Origin of the sequence: Nonomuraea sp. NPDC005650, assembly GCF_040605375.1 — a bacterium.
Classification (GTDB): domain Bacteria; phylum Actinomycetota; class Actinomycetes; order Streptosporangiales; family Streptosporangiaceae; genus Nonomuraea.
Map to the genome: position 1 here is coordinate 41,967 of NZ_JBEXCR010000025.1, position 16,133 is coordinate 58,099.

A 16,133-nucleotide genomic window follows, 5' to 3' on the forward strand; every position below is an offset into this window, starting at 1 on the left:
TGGCATGACCATGACTGATGTCTCCCCCGCCACCCGGGCGCGCTGGCTCGCCGTGTCGTCGGTGGCCGTGGGCACCTTCACCGTCGTGACCAGCGAGATGCTGCCCGTCGGACTGCTGACCTCGATCGCCGACACCCTTGAGGTGTCCGACGGGACGGCCGGGCTGATGATGTCGGCGCCGGGGCTGGTCGCCGCGGTGTCCGCGCCGGTGCTGGCGGTCACCGCCCGCCGGCTCGACCGGCGGGCCATCCTGATCGGGCTGATGGCGCTGCTGGCGGTGGCCAACCTGGCGGGCGCCCTGGCGCCGGGCTACCCCGTCATCCTGGCCGCCCGGGTGCTGACGGGGGTGAGCATCGGCGGGTTCTGGGCGTTCGCGGCCGGTCTCGGGACGCGGCTGGTGCCGGAACGGTCCGTCGGGCGGGCCACGTCGATCATCCTGGCCGGGGTCTCGGTGGCGTCGGTGCTGGGGGTGCCCGCGGCGACAATCGTGTCGTCGTTCGCGGGATGGCGCAGCGCGTTCGCCGCGATGGGGGCGGTGGCGCTGGTCCTGGCCGTCGTCCTGTACGCGACCCTGCCGCCCCTGCCGGGCGAGGCCCCTGCCCGCACACCGGGAGCCCGGCGCGGATGGCTCTCGGGGCCGCTCAAGACCGTCCTCGTCATGACCGTGCTCGTCGTGTCCGGCCACTTCGCGGCCTACACCTACGTCCGGCCGTTCCTGGAGCAGGTCTCGCACGCCGGCCCGGCCCTCGTCAGCACCGTCCTGCTCCTGTACGGCGCCGCGGGCGTCGCGGGCAACTTCGCCGCCGGGGCATGGGCGGCCAGGAACCCCAGGCCGGTCCTGATCGCGCTGGCCGCCCTCATCGCGCTCGCCACGGCGGCCCTGGCCTCGATCGGCCTCCCGCCGGTCGTGCTGCTGGTGTGGGGCTTCGGCTACGGGGGCGTCGGGGTGACCCTGCAGCTGTGGATCATGCGCGCGGGCGGCGGGGAGCTCGGCACGGCGCTGTTCGTCGGCGCCTTCAACGTCTCCATCGCGCTCGGCGCGTTCGCCGGCGGCCGGATCGTGGACGGGGTCTCGACCTCCGCGGTGATGTGGCTGGGCTCCGGGCTCGCCGTGCTCACCGCGGTCGTCGCTGGCACCTGGGGCAGGAGTAGGACGAGCGGTTCATGAACGGCTCCCGCCTGATCGCGGTGCCGCAGCGGGAGCAGGGCAGGTCGCGCCGGCCGTACGCCTCCAGCGAGCGCTCGAAGTAGCCGCTCTCGCCGTTGACGTTCACGTACAGGCTGTCGAACGAGGTGCCGCCCTGCTCCAGCGCGGAGGCCATGACGGTGCGCACCGCGGCCAGCAGCTCGGCGATCTTGGGGCGCGTGAGCGTCTGCGTCTGCCGGGCCCAGTGCAGCCGGGCGATCCACAGGGCCTCGTCGGCGTAGATGTTGCCGACGCCGCTGATCAGTGACTGGTCGAGCAGGGCGCGCTTGATCTCCGTGTGCTTGGCCCTGAGCCTGAGGGCGAACTCCTCGTCGTCGAAGGCCGGCTCGAACGGGTCGGGGGCGATGTGGGCGATCGGCTCGGGCACGCCTTCGGCCAGGCCGGTCAGCATGACGTGGCCGAACGTGCGCTGGTCGACGAAGCGCAGGTCGGGGCCGCCGTCCTCGAAGCGGACGCGTACCCGCAGATGCTTCTCCGGCGGCGAGTCGGGGGCGACGACCAGCAGCTGGCCGCTCATCCCCAGGTGGGCCAGGAGGGCTTCTTCGGCGCCCGACAGCGGGAGCCACAGATATTTGCCGCGCCGCTCGGCGGACAGCACCGAACGGCCCTTGAGGCGCGCGGTGAACTCGTCGGCGCCGGGCTCGTGCCGCCTGATGGCGCGGGGGTGCAGCACCTCCGCCGAGGCGATCTCGCGGCCGGTGACCCACTGCGCGAGGCCGCGCCTGACGACCTCGACCTCCGGTAGCTCAGGCACCTCAGAACCTTTCCGGCAGCAACCTAAATCTCGCCCTCCGGATACATCCGGAGGGCCTTTCAGCCCGCTGGCTGGCTCTCGCGCTGCTCGCGCCGGGCCCGGATCCGGGTCCAGGCCGCCTCGGCCGCCTGCTGCTCGGCCTCCTTCTTGCTGCGCCCGGTGCCCGACCCGTACGACTCGCCGCCGACCCGCACCATGGCGGTGAACGACTTGGCGTGGTCGGGGCCGCTCTCCTCGACGTGGTATTCGGGCACGCCGAGCGCCTCGGAGGCCGTCAGCTCCTGCAGGGAGGTCTTCCAGTCGAGCCCGGCGCCGAGCGAGGCCGAGCGGACGATCAGCGGGTCGAACAGCAGGTGCACCACCCGGAACGCCTCGTCGAGGCCCTTGTCGACGTAGATCGCGCCGATCAGCGCCTCGAGGGTGTCGGCCAGGATGGACGACTTGTCGCGCCCGCCGGTGCCCTCCTCGCCCCGGCCGAGCCGCAGGAACCGGCCCAGGCCCAGGTTGCGGGCCACGTCGGCCAGCGCGCGCATGTTGACCACCGCGGCACGCAGCTTCGCCAGCTGGCCCTCGGGCAGGTCGGGGTGGTTGCGATAGAGCGTGTCGGTGACCACCAGGCCCAGCACCGAGTCGCCCAGGAACTCCAGGCGCTCGTTGGTGGGCAGGCCACCGTTCTCGTACGCGTAGGAGCGGTGGGTCAGCGCCCGCTCCAGGATGTCGGGGTCGAGGCCGACCGCCAGAACCCGCTCCAGCTCGTCTCGCGCGACCTCTACTGCCACCGGCTTAGGACCTGTGCCCACGTGCTTTCCTCCTCGGACATCTTCGCATGGTGCGCGGACTGCGGAAGATGCCCGAAAACGTGGTGGGCGTCGGGGTAACACGTAGCCCCGGCGTCCACCACGACCGCGGGCGGACCGCCGCCGCACGCATCATCTGAGACGGTAACGCCGACCGAGGCACAATGGCACCCGGTCGGCATCACGTCAAGAATCAGGCGGACGGCTCGATGACCTGACGACGGTTGTAGGTGCCGCAGGTGGGGCACGCGATGTGCGGCTGCTTGGGCGAACGGCACTGCGGGCAGCTCACCAGGGCGACAGCAGTCGTCTTCCACTGGGAGCGACGGTGGCGGGTGTTACTCCGCGACATCTTTCGCTTCGGGACGGCCACGTCACTTCTCCTGATCGTTATCTTTGTCGGTAATCAGACCTTGCAACGACGCCCAGCGGGCATCGACCTTCTCGTGCCGGTGATCCTCGCCGGCCTCGGCCAGCTTGATCCCGCACTCCGTGCAGAGCCCCTCGCAGTCCTCGCTGCAGACGGGGCTCAACGGCAGTGCGAGCACCACCGCGTCGCGGAACGTCGGCTCGAGGTCGAGCAGCTCGCCGTCGAGCAGCGAGTCCTCCTCCGAGGCGTCCTCGTCGGAGTAGAAGAACAGCTCCTGCAGGTCGACCTCGATGTCCGAGGTGACCTGGTCGAGACAGCGCGAGCACTCCCCGGCGAGCGGGGCCTGCGCCGTGCCCGACACGAGCACGCCTTCCATCACTGCTTCAAGCCGGAGGTCCAGCTCGACTTCGGCGTCTTTGGGGACACCGATCATGTCGACGCCGAGATTCGCCGGTGCCGGGAGGGTCAGAGTCATCTGCCGCATCGAGCCCGGCCGCCTTCCCAGGTCGTGGGTCGAGATCACCCACGGGGAGCGGGGGTCGAGGTGCTGAGTCATCCTGCTCTCGCTAGGCATGGCGACACGATCGCCGTCGTACAAGGCCGAAATGAAAGGATAGCAGGTCGCGCTCAGCCCCTGAGCCGCTCGATGAGCAGCTTGTGCACCAGATCGGGTACGAGGCCCGAGACGTCCCCACCGTACCTGGCGATCTCCTTCACCCGGCTGGAGGACAGGAACGAGTATTCGGGGTTCGTCGGCATGAACAGCGTCTCGACCCCCGACAGGCGGTAGTTGAGCTGCGCCATCTGCAACTCGTAGTCGAAGTCGCTGACCACCCTGATGCCTTTGACGATGGCGGGGATGTCGTTGTGCTTGCAGAAGTCGACCAGCAGCCCGTGGAATTTCCGCACCTTGACGTTCGGATAATCCTTCGTCACTGTCTGCAGGGTCTCAATTCGCTCGTCGACCGTGAACAGGCTGCTTTTCTCGACGTTGATGAGGACTGCCACGGTCACCTCGTCATAGAGCCGGACAGCCCGGCCGATGATGTCGAGGTGACCGTTGGTGATGGGGTCGAACGACCCCGGGCAGACTACGCGGCGCAAGACGCCTCCCAGGTTTACGGGTTCCCGGCGGCGCGACCGTACCAAACGGACGCTTCGCCATATCGACGGACCCTCTCCTCCACGTAGCCTTCCGGCCACATAAGGGCCTTTCCCCTGCTTTCCCTCTCAAATGCCACCAACGCCTCATCCAGCAGCCAGCCGTTGTCGCGCAACGACGCGAGCGTCCGCTGGACCTCTTCGTCGGACACGGCGTAGGGCGGGTCGGCGAAGACGATGTCGTACGGCTCGTCGGGCGCCTTGCCGAGCACGCGCTCGACCTTGTCCGCGATCACCTGGGCGCCTGCGAGGCCCAGTGCCTGGACGTTCGCCTTGATCGTCCTGACGGCCTTGGGGTCGGACTCCACCAGGACGGCCTCCTTGGCGCCCCTGGACAGCGCCTCCAGGCCGATCGCCCCGGACCCGGCGTACAGGTCGAGCACGCGGGCGCCGGTGAGGCCGTACAGCGAGTCGAGCGTCAAGAAGATGCCTTCTCTGGCCCTGTCGCTGGTCGGTCTCGTCCCCCGCCCCGGCGGCACCGCCAACTGCCTGCCACCTGCGCTGCCTGCGATGATCCGCGTCATGTGACCCATTGTTCCGCATGTTCGCGCAGGTCAAGAGTGGACAAGTGTCTGCCTCGAGTACGCAAGGGTGATTCACATCGGTGCGGCGGGCCCGCATGATGAGTTCTGCGGCCTTCAAGGTGACCCACATGAAGGCCGACCGGCGTGATCGTGAGCCCTTCCGCACGCCGGTTCCCTCGGCACCTGACCCGAGGGTGGGCCCAGCCGGGGACGGCATTCGGGGGGAGGCCGTCCCCGCGGCTGGGCCTTTTACTTCTCCACTCCCCTTCCGCGCTGCGTTATCGCCCCGCGACCCACCGCTCCGGGTACACGCCACACGACCCCGCGCCCACCCCACCCGCCGCACGCGTCGCGCCGAACACCACCGCACACCACCTCGCCGCACCGTCGGATGGCCGCAACCGTCCCGTTCTCCCCGGTCCCGCGATCGCGCCACGCGGCCCCGGGTGGGGTGGTCAGGTTTTTTCCAAGTACTCCGCGCGTTCGTCCTCCAAGAGCCGGGCGATCTCCGCCCGCAGGCCGTCGTGCGACCTCAGGTCAGGGTCGGACGCCAGGAGGGCGGCGGCCTCGTCGCGGGCCGTGGCGATCACGTCCTCGTCCCGCAGAAGCTGCAGCAGCTTCAGCGACGACCGCTTGCCCGACTGCGCCGCCCCCAGCACGTCGCCCTCCCGCCGTTGCTCCAGGTCCACGCGCGACAGCTCGAAGCCGTCCAGGGTGGCGGCCACCGCGTCGAGGCGCCCACGGGCCGGGGTGCCCTCGGCGAAGTCGGAGACCAGGAGGCACAGCCCCGGGAGGCCGCCGCGGCCGACGCGGCCGCGGAGCTGGTGGAGCTGGGAGACGCCGAAGCGGTCGGCGTCCATGATGATCATGACGGAGGAGTTGGGGACGTCGACCCCGACCTCGATGACCGTGGTGGCCACCAGGACGTCGAGCTCGCCCCGCGTGAAGGAGCGCATGATCGCGTCCTTCTCCTCGGGCGGGAGCTTGCCGTGGAGGGTGCCGACCCGCAGGTCGTGGAAGGGGCCGCCCTTCAGGAGCTCGGCCACGTCGAGGACCGCCAGCGGCGGGCGGCGGTCGTCGTCGCCGGCCGCAGCCAGATCGCCCTCGTCGCCCTCCAGATCGCCGATGCGCGGGCACACGATGTACGCCTGCCGCCCCAGCCCCACCTCCTCCCGCACCCGCTCCCAGGTGCGTTCGAGGTAGTGGGGCTTCTCGGCGGCCGGGACGACGTGCGTGGTGATCGGGGCGCGGCCGGACGGGAGCTGGGACAGCGTCGAGACCTCCAGGTCGCCGAAGACGGTCATGGCGACCGTGCGCGGGATCGGGGTGGCCGTCATGACCAGGACGTGCGGCCGGCCGCCGCCCGCCTTCTCGCGCAGGGCGTCGCGCTGCTCCACCCCGAACCGGTGCTGCTCGTCCACCACGACCAGCCCCAGGTCGGCGAACTGCACGTGCTCCTGCAGCAGCGCGTGCGTGCCCACGACGATCCCCGCCGTGCCGGAGGCGGCGTCCAGCAGGGCCGCGCGGCGGGCGGCGGCGCCCATGGAGCCGGTCAGCAGCGTCACCGCCGTGCCCCCGAACATGCCCCCCTGCGCCAGATCCCCGAGCATGCCGGTGATCGAGCGGTGGTGCTGCTGGGCCAGCACCTCCGTGGGGGCCAGCAGCGCCGCCTGGCCGCCCGCGTCGACCACCTGGAGCATCGCCCGCAGCGCCACCACCGTCTTGCCCGCGCCGACCTCGCCCTGCAGCAGCCGGTGCATCGGGTGCTCGAGCGCGAGGTCGGCGGCGATCTCCTCGCCGACCTTGGCCTGCCCCTCCGTCAGCGAGAACGGCAGCCGCGCGTCGAAGTCGGTCAGCAGGCCGTCGCTGCGCCCGGGCCTGGCCTTGGCGGGCAGCGCCATGGCGGCCTGGCGCCGCCGCAGCAGCACGGCCTGCAGCACGAACGCCTCGTCGAACTTCAGCCGCTTGCGCGCCCGCCCCACCTCGGCGAAGTCCTTCGGCCGGTGGATGGCCTCCAGCGCCTCGCCCAGATCCTGCAGCCCGTGGCGGGCCCGCAGGTCGGCGGGCAGCGGGTCGTCGAGGGGGCCCAGCGTGTCGAGCACGACGCCGATCGCGCGCCTGATCGCCCACGGCGTGACGTCCTTGCCCGCGGGATAGATCGGCACCGGCGCCGCCGCGAACTCCTCCGCGCTCGCCTCGCCCTCCTCGAACAGCTCGAACTCCGGGTGCGCGAGCTGCCAGCGCGGCTTCGAACGCGCCCCGAACAGCCCCACCTTGCCCGCGAACATGCCCCGCAGCCCCGGCTTGAGCCGCGACTCGGCCACGTGGGAGCCCTTGCCGAAGAACGACAGGTAGAGCTTGTTGCCGTTTCCGTCGACGACCTCGACCTCCAGCCAGGTGCCGCCGCGGTTGCGCATGGGCTTGCGCATCAGCCTGGTCACCTCGCCGACCACGGTGGCGTGCTCGTCGACCTCCAGCGCGTCGAGCGTGGTCAGCTCGCCGCGCTCGGCGTAGCGCCGGGGATAGTGGCGCAGCAGGTCGCCGACCGTCTCCAGGTCGAGCACGCTGTGCAGCAACTTGGCGGTCTTCGGGTCGAGCGCCTTCGTCAGAGGCTCGTCGAAACGGCTCACGGCATTAAGTTCTACCGCTTCCGCCCGACAAGAATCCCGTCTGACGCCAGTTCACTCCACGCCGATCAGGAGCGGGTAGCCGCCCTGCTCGCCGTCGTACACGACCAGGTCCACGTCGGGCCGCGTACCCCGCAGCTGCTCCTCCAGCCGCGCGGCGAGCCCCGATGGCGCCTCCGCGCCCGTGACCAGGGTCACCAGCTCGCCGCCGCCCGCCACCATCCGGTCCACGACCAGGGTGGCCACGCGGTCGAGCGAGCCTCCGATCACCGCGACGTCCCCGTCGATCATGCCGAGCACGTCGCCGGGGCGGCACAGCCCCGCGCTCGTCATCGCCTCCCGGTCCGCCACCGTGACATGTCCGTACCGCGTGTGCCCCGCCGCGTCCGTCATCGCCACCACGTCGTCGTCGAAGCGGCGCAGCGGATCGTGTACGGCCAGCGCCGCCAGCCCCTGCACGGTCGCCTTCGTCGGCAGCACGCTGACCGCGACCCCGTCCTCGCGGGCGATCTCCGCGGCCGCGGCGGCGACCGACCTGACGCCCTCGTCGTTGGGCAGGACCGCGACCTCGCTGCCCGCCTGCCTGATCGCGGCCAGCATCGCGGGAAGGGCAGGGCGGGTGCCGGGCTCGCGCCGCACCACGACCGCGCCACTCTCCTCGAACAGCGCCGCGATCCCGTCCCCCGCGGCCACCGCCACCACGCCCCGGCCCGCGCTGCCGCGGTGGGTGCGTTCGGCCAGGTACGTGATCCTGATCCGGTGCGGCCGCCCGGCCCGCAGCCCGGCCTCGACGGCGGGACCGGCCTCGGCCACGTGGACGTGCACGTTCCACAGCCCGCCGCCGCCGACCACGACCAGCGAGTCGCCCATGGCGTCGAGCTCCTCGCGCAGCGCGGCCACCGCGGCGTCGCCGGCGTCCAGCAGGTACATCACCTCGTACCCCGCCCCCACCTCGGCCATCGGCGCGACCCGCGAGGTCGGCGCGGGCACGTCGTAGTGGTCGCTGTAGGAGTCGGTGATCACGGAGGCCAGCGTCTCCAGCACGATCGCCGCGCCCGCGCCGCCCGCGTCCACCACGCCGCTGCGGGCCAGCACGTCCAGCTGGGACGGCGTACGGCGCAGCGCCGCACGGGCCTCGCCCGCCGCCTGCCGCGCCACCTCCCGCAGATCGCCCCCGTCGACCTCCTGCACGGCCCGCGCGGCGGACTCCAGCACGCTCAGCACCGTGCCCTCCACCGGCCTGGCCACCGCCTCCCTGGCGAGCACGGCGGCCCTGAGCAGCCCGGCCCGCAGGTCGGGGCCGTCCTTCAGCACCTCGGCGAGGCCGCGTAACGCCTGGCTGACGATCACCCCGGAGTTGCCCCGGGCCCCGACGAGCGCGCCGTACGAGAGCGTCTGCCACACCACGGCCGCGTCCACGTCGTCGGGCAGCGACTCGACGGCCTCGGCCGCGGACAGCATGGTCAGGTGCAGGTTCGTGCCGGTGTCGCCGTCGGCCACGGGGAACACGTTCAGCGCGTCGATCTCCGTCCGGGCCCGGCCGAGCGCGTCGGCGGCCAGGCGGGCCCAGCGGCGCACCGCGGGCGGGTCGAGGATCTTCATCTGCACCCTCCCGGCTCCCGGCGTGGCCCGGATGCGCTACGGTTGTCGATGGAGAATATCGCCGCCGGACCTCCGGTCCAGTGCTCCAGTTCGCGCCCATAGGTGTGGATCGGATATTCTCGTCTGGCTGGCCGGTTGTCCCGGCATGCCCTCCGCCCGGAAAGCATCCGCGGACAGGGCTACATCGACTGTTTTAAGGAGCGAACCGTGGCTTCCGTCTGCGATGTCTGCCGCAAGGGCCCGACCTTCGGCAACAACGTGTCCCACTCCCACCGCCGTACCCGTCGTCGTTGGAACCCCAACATCCAGACGGTGCGCGCGGTCGTCGGCGGCACGCCGAAGAAGCTGAACGTGTGCACCTCGTGCATCAAGGCGGGCAAGGTCACCCGCTAGTCCCACGCTTTCGCGCAAGCCCGTCGCTCCCGAGGGAGCCGCGGGCTTGCGTGTTTTCCGGCCCCTGAGGTCAGCGCCAGCGCCAGGCGTGGTCCACCGGGCCGATGCCGCTGCCCAGGGGGAAGCCGCGGGCGATCGCGCCCGTCACGTACTCCTTCGCCTTCCCCACCGCCTCCGGCACGTCGTCGCCCAGCGCGAGCCGGGAGGCGATGGCCGAGGCCAGCGTGCAGCCCGTGCCGTGGGTGTGGCGGTTGTCGAGGCGCTCGGCGGCGAAGCGGTATTCGTCCGTGCCGTCCGTGAGCAGGTCGACGGGCGCGCCCGGCAGATGGCCGCCCTTGATCAGCGCCCAGGTGGGCCCGAGCTCCAGAATTGCCTCGGCCGCCGTCCGCAGCCCGTCCTCGTCCTCCACCTTGACGGAGGTGAGCTGCTCCACCTCCCACAGGTTGGGCGTCACCACGGTGGCCACCGGCAGCAGCCGCGTCCGCAGCGTGTCGACTGCCTCGGGCGCGAGCAGGGAGTCGCCGTGCTTCGAGACCCCCACGGGATCCACGATCACCGGCGCGGCGTACGAGCCGAGCGCGTCCGCCACGACCTCGACCAGCGCGGGCGAGGCCAGCATGCCGGTCTTCACCGCCTGGGCGCCGATGTCGCCCAGGACCGAGTCGAGCTGCGCGCGCACGGCCTCGGGCGGCAGCTCCCAGTAGCCCTGGACGCCCAGGGAGTTCTGGGCGGTCACCGCCGCGATGACGCTCATGCCGTGGACGCCCATGGCCAGCATGGTCTTCAGGTCGGCCTGGATGCCCGCGCCGCCTCCGGAGTCGGAGCCGGCGACGGTCAGGACGCGTGGAGGGGTCATAGCCCCATCCAACCACTCAGCTGACGGCGCAATCCCCGCTGACCAGCCCGCAGTTCGCGGCCTTCTCACCCTTGCCCGTGGCGGTGAACGTGACGTTCACCGAGTCACCGGCCGTCAGCGACGCCGACAGGTCGAGGATCAGCAGGTCGCCGTCCTGCGTCCACTGGGCGCCGGTCACGGTCATGACCTCGCCCTCGACGGGGACGGAGACCGTCGGGTTCTCCAGCGTCTCGCGGGAGGCGTTCGAGAGCGTCATGTCGGCCTGGTAGCTGAGCAGGCGCTGCTTGATGGTCTGCTTGATGTTCATCGCGCCGCCCTGGCCGGACCCGAAGGTTCCCGTGCCGGTCGGGAGCGGGGTGCTGCCGCCGCTGGTCGGCGCGCCACCGGTGTCGGAGTCGTCCAGCGTCGAGGGCTCCTCCTCCGCGGTCGGCGTCTCGGAGGCGAGCTCCTCGACGGGCGGCGTCGGATCCTTCGTCGGCTTCGCGGACGTCTTCACCTTGGTCTTGCTGGGCGTCGGCGTCGCGGACGCGGTACGTCGCGGCGTACGGGCGCTGTAGGAGGCCGTCGGCGACGGGGTCTGGGACGTCGTCGGCTCGTCCGCCGACTCCTCCTCGGACGGCTCCTCCTCCGGCGTGCTCTCCTCCTCGGTCGGCTGGGAGGCCTCCGGGCCCGGCCGGTTGGTCGACGCCTGTACGGCGGCGCAGGTCGCGCCCGAGCACTTGGCGGGCTCGCCCGAGCTCATGAACTTGACGCCCGCCACAGTGCCGCCGAGCACGACGGCGACCGCCGCGACCGACAGCAGCGCGACCCGGCCCTTGCCGGCGCCCGACGGGGCCGGGGCGAGCATGTCGTCGCCGCCACCACCACCGCCACGGCCGCCCTTACGGCGCCCACGGCGGCCCTTGGGCTCGTCCGGCTCGTCGATGCCGGAGTCGGCGGCCCAGTCGGAGGCGAGGAAGCCGGTCTCGGCGTTCGCCCAGGCGGGCGCATGCACGGCCGTGGGCTCGCCGGCCACCTTGATGTCCCCGGGCTCGGGCGGAACGGACGGCGGCATGGGTGGCATGGGCGGCCTGCCGGTGCCGTCGAACGGCCCGTTGTCGGCAGGCGGTCCGCCGAAGGCGCCGCCCGGCACGTCGGGGCCGTCGAAGAAGGCCGTACGCTCCATGGGCCCGTCAAAGGGCCCAGGCGTCTCGAACGGGCCTCGACCCGGGCCTCCCGGGCCGGGCGGCCCGTCAGGGCCGCCGAAGAAAGCCGTGCGCTCGGCGGGACCCGGCGTGTCGAAAGGGCCCCGCCCGGGGGGCGGGCCCGGATTGCCGGGGCCGCCGAACCCGTCGGAAGGCCCCGGACCGCCGAAAACGGCCGTCCGGTCGGCAGGCCCGTCAAAGGGACGATCGGCGGGCCCGTCGAAAGGGCCGGGACGATCGGCGTCAAAAGGGCGGTCGCCCGCTGGGCCCCACTCCGGCGGCCGGGCGAAGGCGCCCGTCGTCTCGAACGGCCCGGCCTCCCCTGGACCCGGCTGCGGGAAGCCACGCGCGGTGTCGTTGGCCGGGGGGAAGCCGCCGACGGGGTCCTTGGGCAGCGCGAAGGCACCGGTGGTCTCGAACGGCTCGGACTGCGGCCCGCGCGGAGGCGGTCCGTCAGTGCGCCGCGGCATGGGAGCCCACTGGCCTGTCACCTCGGGTTCGTCCGGCAGCGAGGGCCAGCCCGGCGGCTCGGCCTGCTCGTCAGGACCCCAGAATGCGCTGTTGCTCCCCCCTTCATCCCCGTCTTCGGATCCACCTGTGCCGTGGCGGCCCATGGCTGCCCTTTCTCGCGGTTACAGTGGCCGCCAATCTTCATAACACCTTCGCCACACCCTTGTCACAGCAATCCCCGGAGTCCCACCACAAATCCGGAAAATGTCACTCAAATCGTGACAAGTCGTCACCGAAAGTGATCCCAGCCGCGCCGGCCTATCTCGCGCCCCCGCACCACTACACCTTCACCCGCCGTCACCTGGCCCACGACCTGCCACGACGGCGGCAGACGCACCTCCGCGGGGAAGACCGCGGCGAGCGCGTGATCCTCGCCGCCCGTGAGCACCCACTCCAACGGATCGACCCCCAGCTCCTTGGCCGCGACCGCCACCGGCTCCCCCACGGCGAACGCCCGCGGGTCCAGCTCGATCCGCACGCCGCTGGCCTCGGCGACGTGGCCGAGGTCCTGCAGCAGCCCGTCGCTGACGTCCAGCATGGCGCTTGCGCCCAGCCCGGCCGCCCGCGGCCCCATCGCGTACGGAGGGCTGGGCCGCCGATGCGCGACCACGACCTCCTCCAGTACGGGGTTCTCCGGCACGCCCGCCTCCAGCAGCGCCCACCCGGCGGCGGCGTACCCCAGCCGCCCGGCCACCGCCACCACCTGCCCCGGCCGGGCGCCCGAACGCGTCACGGGAGCCCGCCCGCCCAGGTCGCCCAGCGCGGTCACGCCGATGACCACCAGGTCGCACCTGGTGATGTCGCCCCCGGCGACGCTCGCCCCGACCACCGCGCACTCGTCGCGGAACCCGTCGGTCAGCGCGTCCAGCCACTCCAGAGGCAGGTCGGCGGGCACGCCCAGACCGACCACCAGAGCCGTCGGCTCGGCGCCCATGGCGGCCACGTCGGCCAGATTTTGGGCGGCGGCCTTACGGCCCACGTCGTAACCGGTGGACCAATCCCGGCGAAAATGTCTACCCTCGATCAGCAAATCCGTTGAAACCACGACCCGGCCGTCAGGCGCGCCGACCACGGCGGCGTCGTCACCCGGGCCGAGCATTACCGCCGCACCCTGGGGCAGACGTCCGGTAATCCGATTTATCACTCCGAATTCGCCGAGATCTCCGACTGTGATGACGCACCTCCTGACGCACACAGGGTACGGTGGCCCTTCGGCGTGATCCAATCGCCCGGGAGGACGTGATGGTGCAGGCCTACATCCTTATTCAGACCGAGGTCGGCAAGGCCGCTGCCGTGGCTCGCGAGATTGCCGGGATTCCCGGGGTCACTCAGGCGGAAGACGTGACGGGGCCCTACGACGTGATCGTGCGCGCGGAGGCCAACAACGTCGACGAGCTGGGCAAGCTCGTCGTGGCGCAGATTCAGGCGGTGGAAGGGATCACGCGTACCCTTACGTGTCCGATCGTCCACATCTGAAGGTAGTCGTCGCATGCGTGCCGCCGCCGTCCTGCTCGTTCTCCTAGCGCTCGCCGGTTGCGGCGGCACCGTACAGGTCGAGCCGCCCAAGCCGACGGGTGAGGCGGTCGCGGCCTGCGGCAAGCTGGCGACGTTGCTGCCCGAGACGCTCGACGGCGACCGGCGTGGCACGTCCACGCCCGAGTCGCCGTACGTGGCCGTCTGGGGCGAGGGGGTCATCGCGCTGCGCTGCGGCGTGCCCAGGCCCGCCAGGATGGCGGCCACGGACCAGCTCCAGGTGATCGGCGGGGTGGGCTGGTTCGCCGATCCGGACCGGCCCACCCTGTTCACGGCGGTCACGGACCTGGCCTACGTGGAGGTCACGGTCGGCGGCGAGCACGTGGCCGCCGAGGTGCTCGCGGACCTGTCGAAGCCGATCGCCCAGGTCGCGCCCTCGTCCGGATGACCGTCTCTCAACGCAGGCCCGTTTCTCAACACAGGCCCGCTTCTCAACGCAGGCCCGCGGACCGCGCCAGCGCGAGCTGGATGAGCCGGTCGACCAGCGCCGGGTAGTCCAGCCCCGAGGCGGCCCAGAGCTGCGGCGCCACCGACAGGGACGTGAACCCGGGCATGGTGTTGATCTCGTTGAAGATCAGCTCGCCGTCGGGCGTGTAGAAGAAGTCGACCCGCGCGAGCCCCTCGCAGTCGAGCGCCTCGAACGCGCGCACCGCCATGGCCCGCAGCTGCTCGGCCGTCTCCTCGGGGAGGTCGGCGGGCACGGTGAGCGACATCTGGTCCGGGTAGTACTTCGCCGCGAAGTCGAAGAACTCCTGGCCGCCCTCGACCTTCACCTCGCCGGGCTGCGACGCGACCGCGGGCTCGTCGCCGAACGACTCCAGCACCGCGCACTCGATCTCGCGGCCCATGATGGCGGCCTCGATGATCACCTTGGGGTCGTGCTGCCTGGCGAGCTCCACGGCCGCCTCCAGCTCGCCCGGATCGTGGGCCTTGGAGATGCCTTGGGAGGACCCGGCCCTGGCGGGCTTGACGAACACCGGCCAGCCGAGCGACTCGGCCTCCTTCAGCACGCGGTCGCGGTCGAGCCGCCAGTCGCGGTCGCGTACGACGACGTGGCGGCCGGTCGGCAGCCCGGCGGCGGCCATCACGGTCTTCATGTGGGCCTTGTCCATGCCCACGGCGCTGGCCAGCACGCCGGAGCCGACATAGCGCACCCCGGCCATCTCGAGCAGGCCCTGGATGGTGCCGTCCTCGGCGAACGGCCCGTGCATCACGGGGAACACCACGTCCACGGCGCCGAGCTCCACGGGGATGCTGCCGGGGTCGTACGCCACCAGCGAACTCCCGCCGGACGGCAGCGCCAGCGCCGCGCCCGTGGTGTCGACGACCGGCAGCTCGCCAGACTCGATGGCGAACCGCTGGTCGGAAGCTGCCAGCACCCACCGGCCGTCCTGGGCGATCCCGATGGGGATCACCTCGTACTTGCTCCTGTCGATCGCATCCAGGACACTGCCCGCGCCCATCAGGGACACGGCGTGCTCAGAATTGCGGCCTCCGAAAACAACGGCGACGCGTGGCTTGCTCATGGTGTCCGAATCTACCGGGGTGTCCGGGGCACAGCGAGCCAAGCACGCCGTAATCAGGTCTTTCTCACTCACGTCTTACACGCCGTAACGCTCCGGTTTGGGGGAGCGTGACATGAGCAGCGTGCCCGCCTCGGCCGGTGACATGCCGTCGTGCACCACCCCGACCACGACCTCGGTGATCGGCATCTCGACGTCGTGTTTCCTGGCCAGCTCCAGCACCGACTCGCAGGACTTCACGCCCTCGGCGGTCTGCTTAGTGGCGGCCACGACCTCGGCGAAGGTCATGCCCCTGCCCAGGTTCTCGCCGAAGGTGCGGTTGCGCGACAGCGGCGACGTGCAGGTCGCCACGAGGTCTCCCATGCCCGCGAGCCCCGCGAACGTGTGCTGGTCGGCCCCCAGGGCCGCGCCCAGGCGGGAGATCTCGGCCAGCCCCCTGGTGATGAGCATGGCGCTGACGTTGTCGCCCATGCCCATGCCCGCGGAGACGCCCACGGCCAGCGCGATCACGTTCTTCACCGCGCCGCCCAGCTCGACGCCGACCACGTCGGTGTTGGTGTACGGGCGGAACCACGGCGGCAGGTGGCAGATCGACTGCAGCCGGGCGGCGACCGACTCGTCGGTGCAGGCGACGACGGTGGCGGCGGGCTGGCGGTGGGCGATCTCGGGGGCCAGGTTGGGCCCGGAGACGACCGCGACCCGCTCCTCGGGCACCTCGGCGACCTCGCGGATCACCTCGCTCATGCGCTTGGACGTGCCCAGCTCGATGCCCTTCATCAGGCTCACCAGGACCGCGTTCGGGGGGATGTGCTCGCGCCAGACGGCCAGGTTGGGCCGCAGCTGCTGCGACGGGACGGCCAGCACCACGAACTCGGCCCCGTCGAGCGCCCGGGCCGGGTCGGTCGTGGCGCGCAGCTTCTCCGGGAGGGGGATGCCCGGCAGATAGTCGGGGTTGACGTGGTCGCGGTCGATCGCGTCGACCAGCTCCCGCCTGCGCCCCCAGAGCGTGACCTCGTTGCCGGCCTCCGCCAGGATCATCGCGAACGTGGTGCCCCATGAGCCCGTCCCGAAAACGGCCACCTTTGTCATGCC

General features: G+C 71.6%; 17 protein-coding genes. 4 read left to right on the top strand and 13 right to left on the bottom strand.

What is annotated here, in order from left to right; translation table 11 throughout:
• Positions 1-4 precede the first annotated feature (4 nt).
• Positions 5-1,168 carry an MFS transporter gene (locus ABZS69_RS37440; protein ID WP_355380451.1) on the top strand — a complete coding sequence of 388 codons (1,164 nt, stop codon included), beginning with the start codon at positions 5-7 and terminating at the stop codon, positions 1,166-1,168.
• Here ABZS69_RS37440 and mutM read toward each other — a convergent pair.
• The 8 genes from mutM to ABZS69_RS37480 form a co-directional block, all read right to left on the bottom strand.
• A complete protein-coding gene (gene mutM, locus ABZS69_RS37445) occupies positions 1,116-1,961 on the bottom strand; it encodes a bifunctional DNA-formamidopyrimidine glycosylase/DNA-(apurinic or apyrimidinic site) lyase (protein WP_355380453.1) in 846 nt (281 codons plus the stop codon). The genes ABZS69_RS37440 and mutM overlap by 53 nt on opposite strands.
• A gap of 59 nt (positions 1,962-2,020) precedes the next feature.
• On the bottom strand, positions 2,021-2,740 hold the full coding sequence (rnc, locus tag ABZS69_RS37450; protein WP_347696609.1) for a ribonuclease III: 720 nt from the start codon (positions 2,738-2,740) through the stop codon (positions 2,021-2,023).
• Positions 2,741-2,951: 211 nt separating this feature from the next.
• Positions 2,952-3,131: a 50S ribosomal protein L32 gene (gene rpmF, locus ABZS69_RS37455; protein WP_139632166.1), complete on the bottom strand. Its 180-nt coding sequence runs from the start codon at positions 3,129-3,131 to the stop codon at positions 2,952-2,954.
• A 1-nt stretch (position 3,132) separates the two neighbouring features.
• The gene (locus ABZS69_RS37460) at positions 3,133-3,684 is read right to left on the bottom strand and encodes a YceD family protein (RefSeq protein WP_355380731.1); all 552 of its coding nucleotides are present in this window, start codon (positions 3,682-3,684) and stop codon (positions 3,133-3,135) included.
• Between the two features lie 71 nt (positions 3,685-3,755).
• Complete coding sequence (coaD, locus tag ABZS69_RS37465; protein ID WP_355380455.1) at positions 3,756-4,232, bottom strand: pantetheine-phosphate adenylyltransferase; 477 nt, start codon at positions 4,230-4,232, stop codon at positions 3,756-3,758.
• A gap of 14 nt (positions 4,233-4,246) precedes the next feature.
• Complete coding sequence (gene rsmD, locus ABZS69_RS37470; RefSeq protein ID WP_355380733.1) at positions 4,247-4,768, bottom strand: 16S rRNA (guanine(966)-N(2))-methyltransferase RsmD; 522 nt, start codon at positions 4,766-4,768, stop codon at positions 4,247-4,249.
• A 500-nt stretch (positions 4,769-5,268) separates the two neighbouring features.
• Positions 5,269-7,443, bottom strand: coding sequence for an ATP-dependent DNA helicase RecG (gene recG / locus ABZS69_RS37475; protein WP_355380457.1), 2,175 nt, complete (start codon positions 7,441-7,443; stop codon positions 5,269-5,271).
• A gap of 51 nt (positions 7,444-7,494) precedes the next feature.
• Complete coding sequence (locus ABZS69_RS37480; protein WP_355380460.1) at positions 7,495-9,042, bottom strand: DAK2 domain-containing protein; 1,548 nt, start codon at positions 9,040-9,042, stop codon at positions 7,495-7,497.
• A gap of 207 nt (positions 9,043-9,249) precedes the next feature.
• On the opposite strand from ABZS69_RS37480, the gene rpmB reads away from it, so the two are divergent.
• A complete protein-coding gene (gene rpmB / locus ABZS69_RS37485) occupies positions 9,250-9,435 on the top strand; it encodes a 50S ribosomal protein L28 (RefSeq protein ID WP_043618345.1) in 186 nt (61 codons plus the stop codon).
• Positions 9,436-9,505: 70 nt separating this feature from the next.
• Here the strand turns inward: rpmB and thiD are convergent, their stop codons facing one another.
• From thiD to ABZS69_RS37500, 3 genes are all read right to left on the bottom strand, one after another.
• Positions 9,506-10,291: a bifunctional hydroxymethylpyrimidine kinase/phosphomethylpyrimidine kinase gene (thiD, locus tag ABZS69_RS37490; RefSeq protein ID WP_355380462.1), complete on the bottom strand. Its 786-nt coding sequence runs from the start codon at positions 10,289-10,291 to the stop codon at positions 9,506-9,508.
• Between the two features lie 16 nt (positions 10,292-10,307).
• Positions 10,308-11,945 carry a hypothetical protein gene (locus tag ABZS69_RS37495; protein WP_355380464.1) on the bottom strand — a complete coding sequence of 546 codons (1,638 nt, stop codon included), beginning with the start codon at positions 11,943-11,945 and terminating at the stop codon, positions 10,308-10,310.
• Positions 11,946-12,214: 269 nt separating this feature from the next.
• The gene (locus tag ABZS69_RS37500) at positions 12,215-13,180 is read right to left on the bottom strand and encodes a thiamine-phosphate kinase (RefSeq protein ID WP_355380466.1); all 966 of its coding nucleotides are present in this window, start codon (positions 13,178-13,180) and stop codon (positions 12,215-12,217) included.
• 47 nt (positions 13,181-13,227) lie between these two features.
• On the opposite strand from ABZS69_RS37500, the gene ABZS69_RS37505 reads away from it, so the two are divergent.
• Complete coding sequence (locus ABZS69_RS37505; protein ID WP_103959051.1) at positions 13,228-13,461, top strand: Lrp/AsnC ligand binding domain-containing protein; 234 nt, start codon at positions 13,228-13,230, stop codon at positions 13,459-13,461.
• 13 nt (positions 13,462-13,474) lie between these two features.
• The gene (locus ABZS69_RS37510) at positions 13,475-13,906 is read left to right on the top strand and encodes a DUF3515 family protein (RefSeq protein WP_355380468.1); all 432 of its coding nucleotides are present in this window, start codon (positions 13,475-13,477) and stop codon (positions 13,904-13,906) included.
• A 43-nt stretch (positions 13,907-13,949) separates the two neighbouring features.
• Here ABZS69_RS37510 and ABZS69_RS37515 read toward each other — a convergent pair whose 3' ends face one another.
• Together ABZS69_RS37515 and ABZS69_RS37520 are read right to left on the bottom strand one after the other, a co-directional pair.
• Positions 13,950-15,044 carry a D-alanine--D-alanine ligase family protein gene (locus tag ABZS69_RS37515; RefSeq protein ID WP_355380470.1) on the bottom strand — a complete coding sequence of 365 codons (1,095 nt, stop codon included), beginning with the start codon at positions 15,042-15,044 and terminating at the stop codon, positions 13,950-13,952.
• A gap of 75 nt (positions 15,045-15,119) precedes the next feature.
• Positions 15,120-16,130 carry an NAD(P)H-dependent glycerol-3-phosphate dehydrogenase gene (locus ABZS69_RS37520; RefSeq protein WP_355380472.1) on the bottom strand — a complete coding sequence of 337 codons (1,011 nt, stop codon included), beginning with the start codon at positions 16,128-16,130 and terminating at the stop codon, positions 15,120-15,122.
• Positions 16,131-16,133: the final 3 nt, after the last annotated feature.

Bases quoted from the DNA above. Each gene is read 5' to 3' on its own strand.
- ABZS69_RS37440 (WP_355380451.1), top strand. From the start codon at position 5: ATGACCATGACTGATGTCTCCCCCGCCACCCGGGCGCGCTGGCTCGCC.
- ABZS69_RS37460 (WP_355380731.1), bottom strand. From the start codon at position 3,684: ATGACTCAGCACCTCGACCCCCGCTCCCCGTGGGTGATCTCGACCCAC.
- ABZS69_RS37480 (WP_355380460.1), bottom strand. From the start codon at position 9,042: ATGAAGATCCTCGACCCGCCCGCGGTGCGCCGCTGGGCCCGCCTGGCC.
- thiD (WP_355380462.1), bottom strand. From the start codon at position 10,291: ATGACCCCTCCACGCGTCCTGACCGTCGCCGGCTCCGACTCCGGAGGC.
- ABZS69_RS37495 (WP_355380464.1), bottom strand. From the start codon at position 11,945: ATGCCGCGGCGCACTGACGGACCGCCTCCGCGCGGGCCGCAGTCCGAG.
- ABZS69_RS37505 (WP_103959051.1), top strand. From the start codon at position 13,228: ATGGTGCAGGCCTACATCCTTATTCAGACCGAGGTCGGCAAGGCCGCT.
- ABZS69_RS37510 (WP_355380468.1), top strand. From the start codon at position 13,475: ATGCGTGCCGCCGCCGTCCTGCTCGTTCTCCTAGCGCTCGCCGGTTGC.
- ABZS69_RS37515 (WP_355380470.1), bottom strand. From the start codon at position 15,044: ATGAGCAAGCCACGCGTCGCCGTTGTTTTCGGAGGCCGCAATTCTGAG.
- ABZS69_RS37520 (WP_355380472.1), bottom strand. From the start codon at position 16,130: ATGACAAAGGTGGCCGTTTTCGGGACGGGCTCATGGGGCACCACGTTC.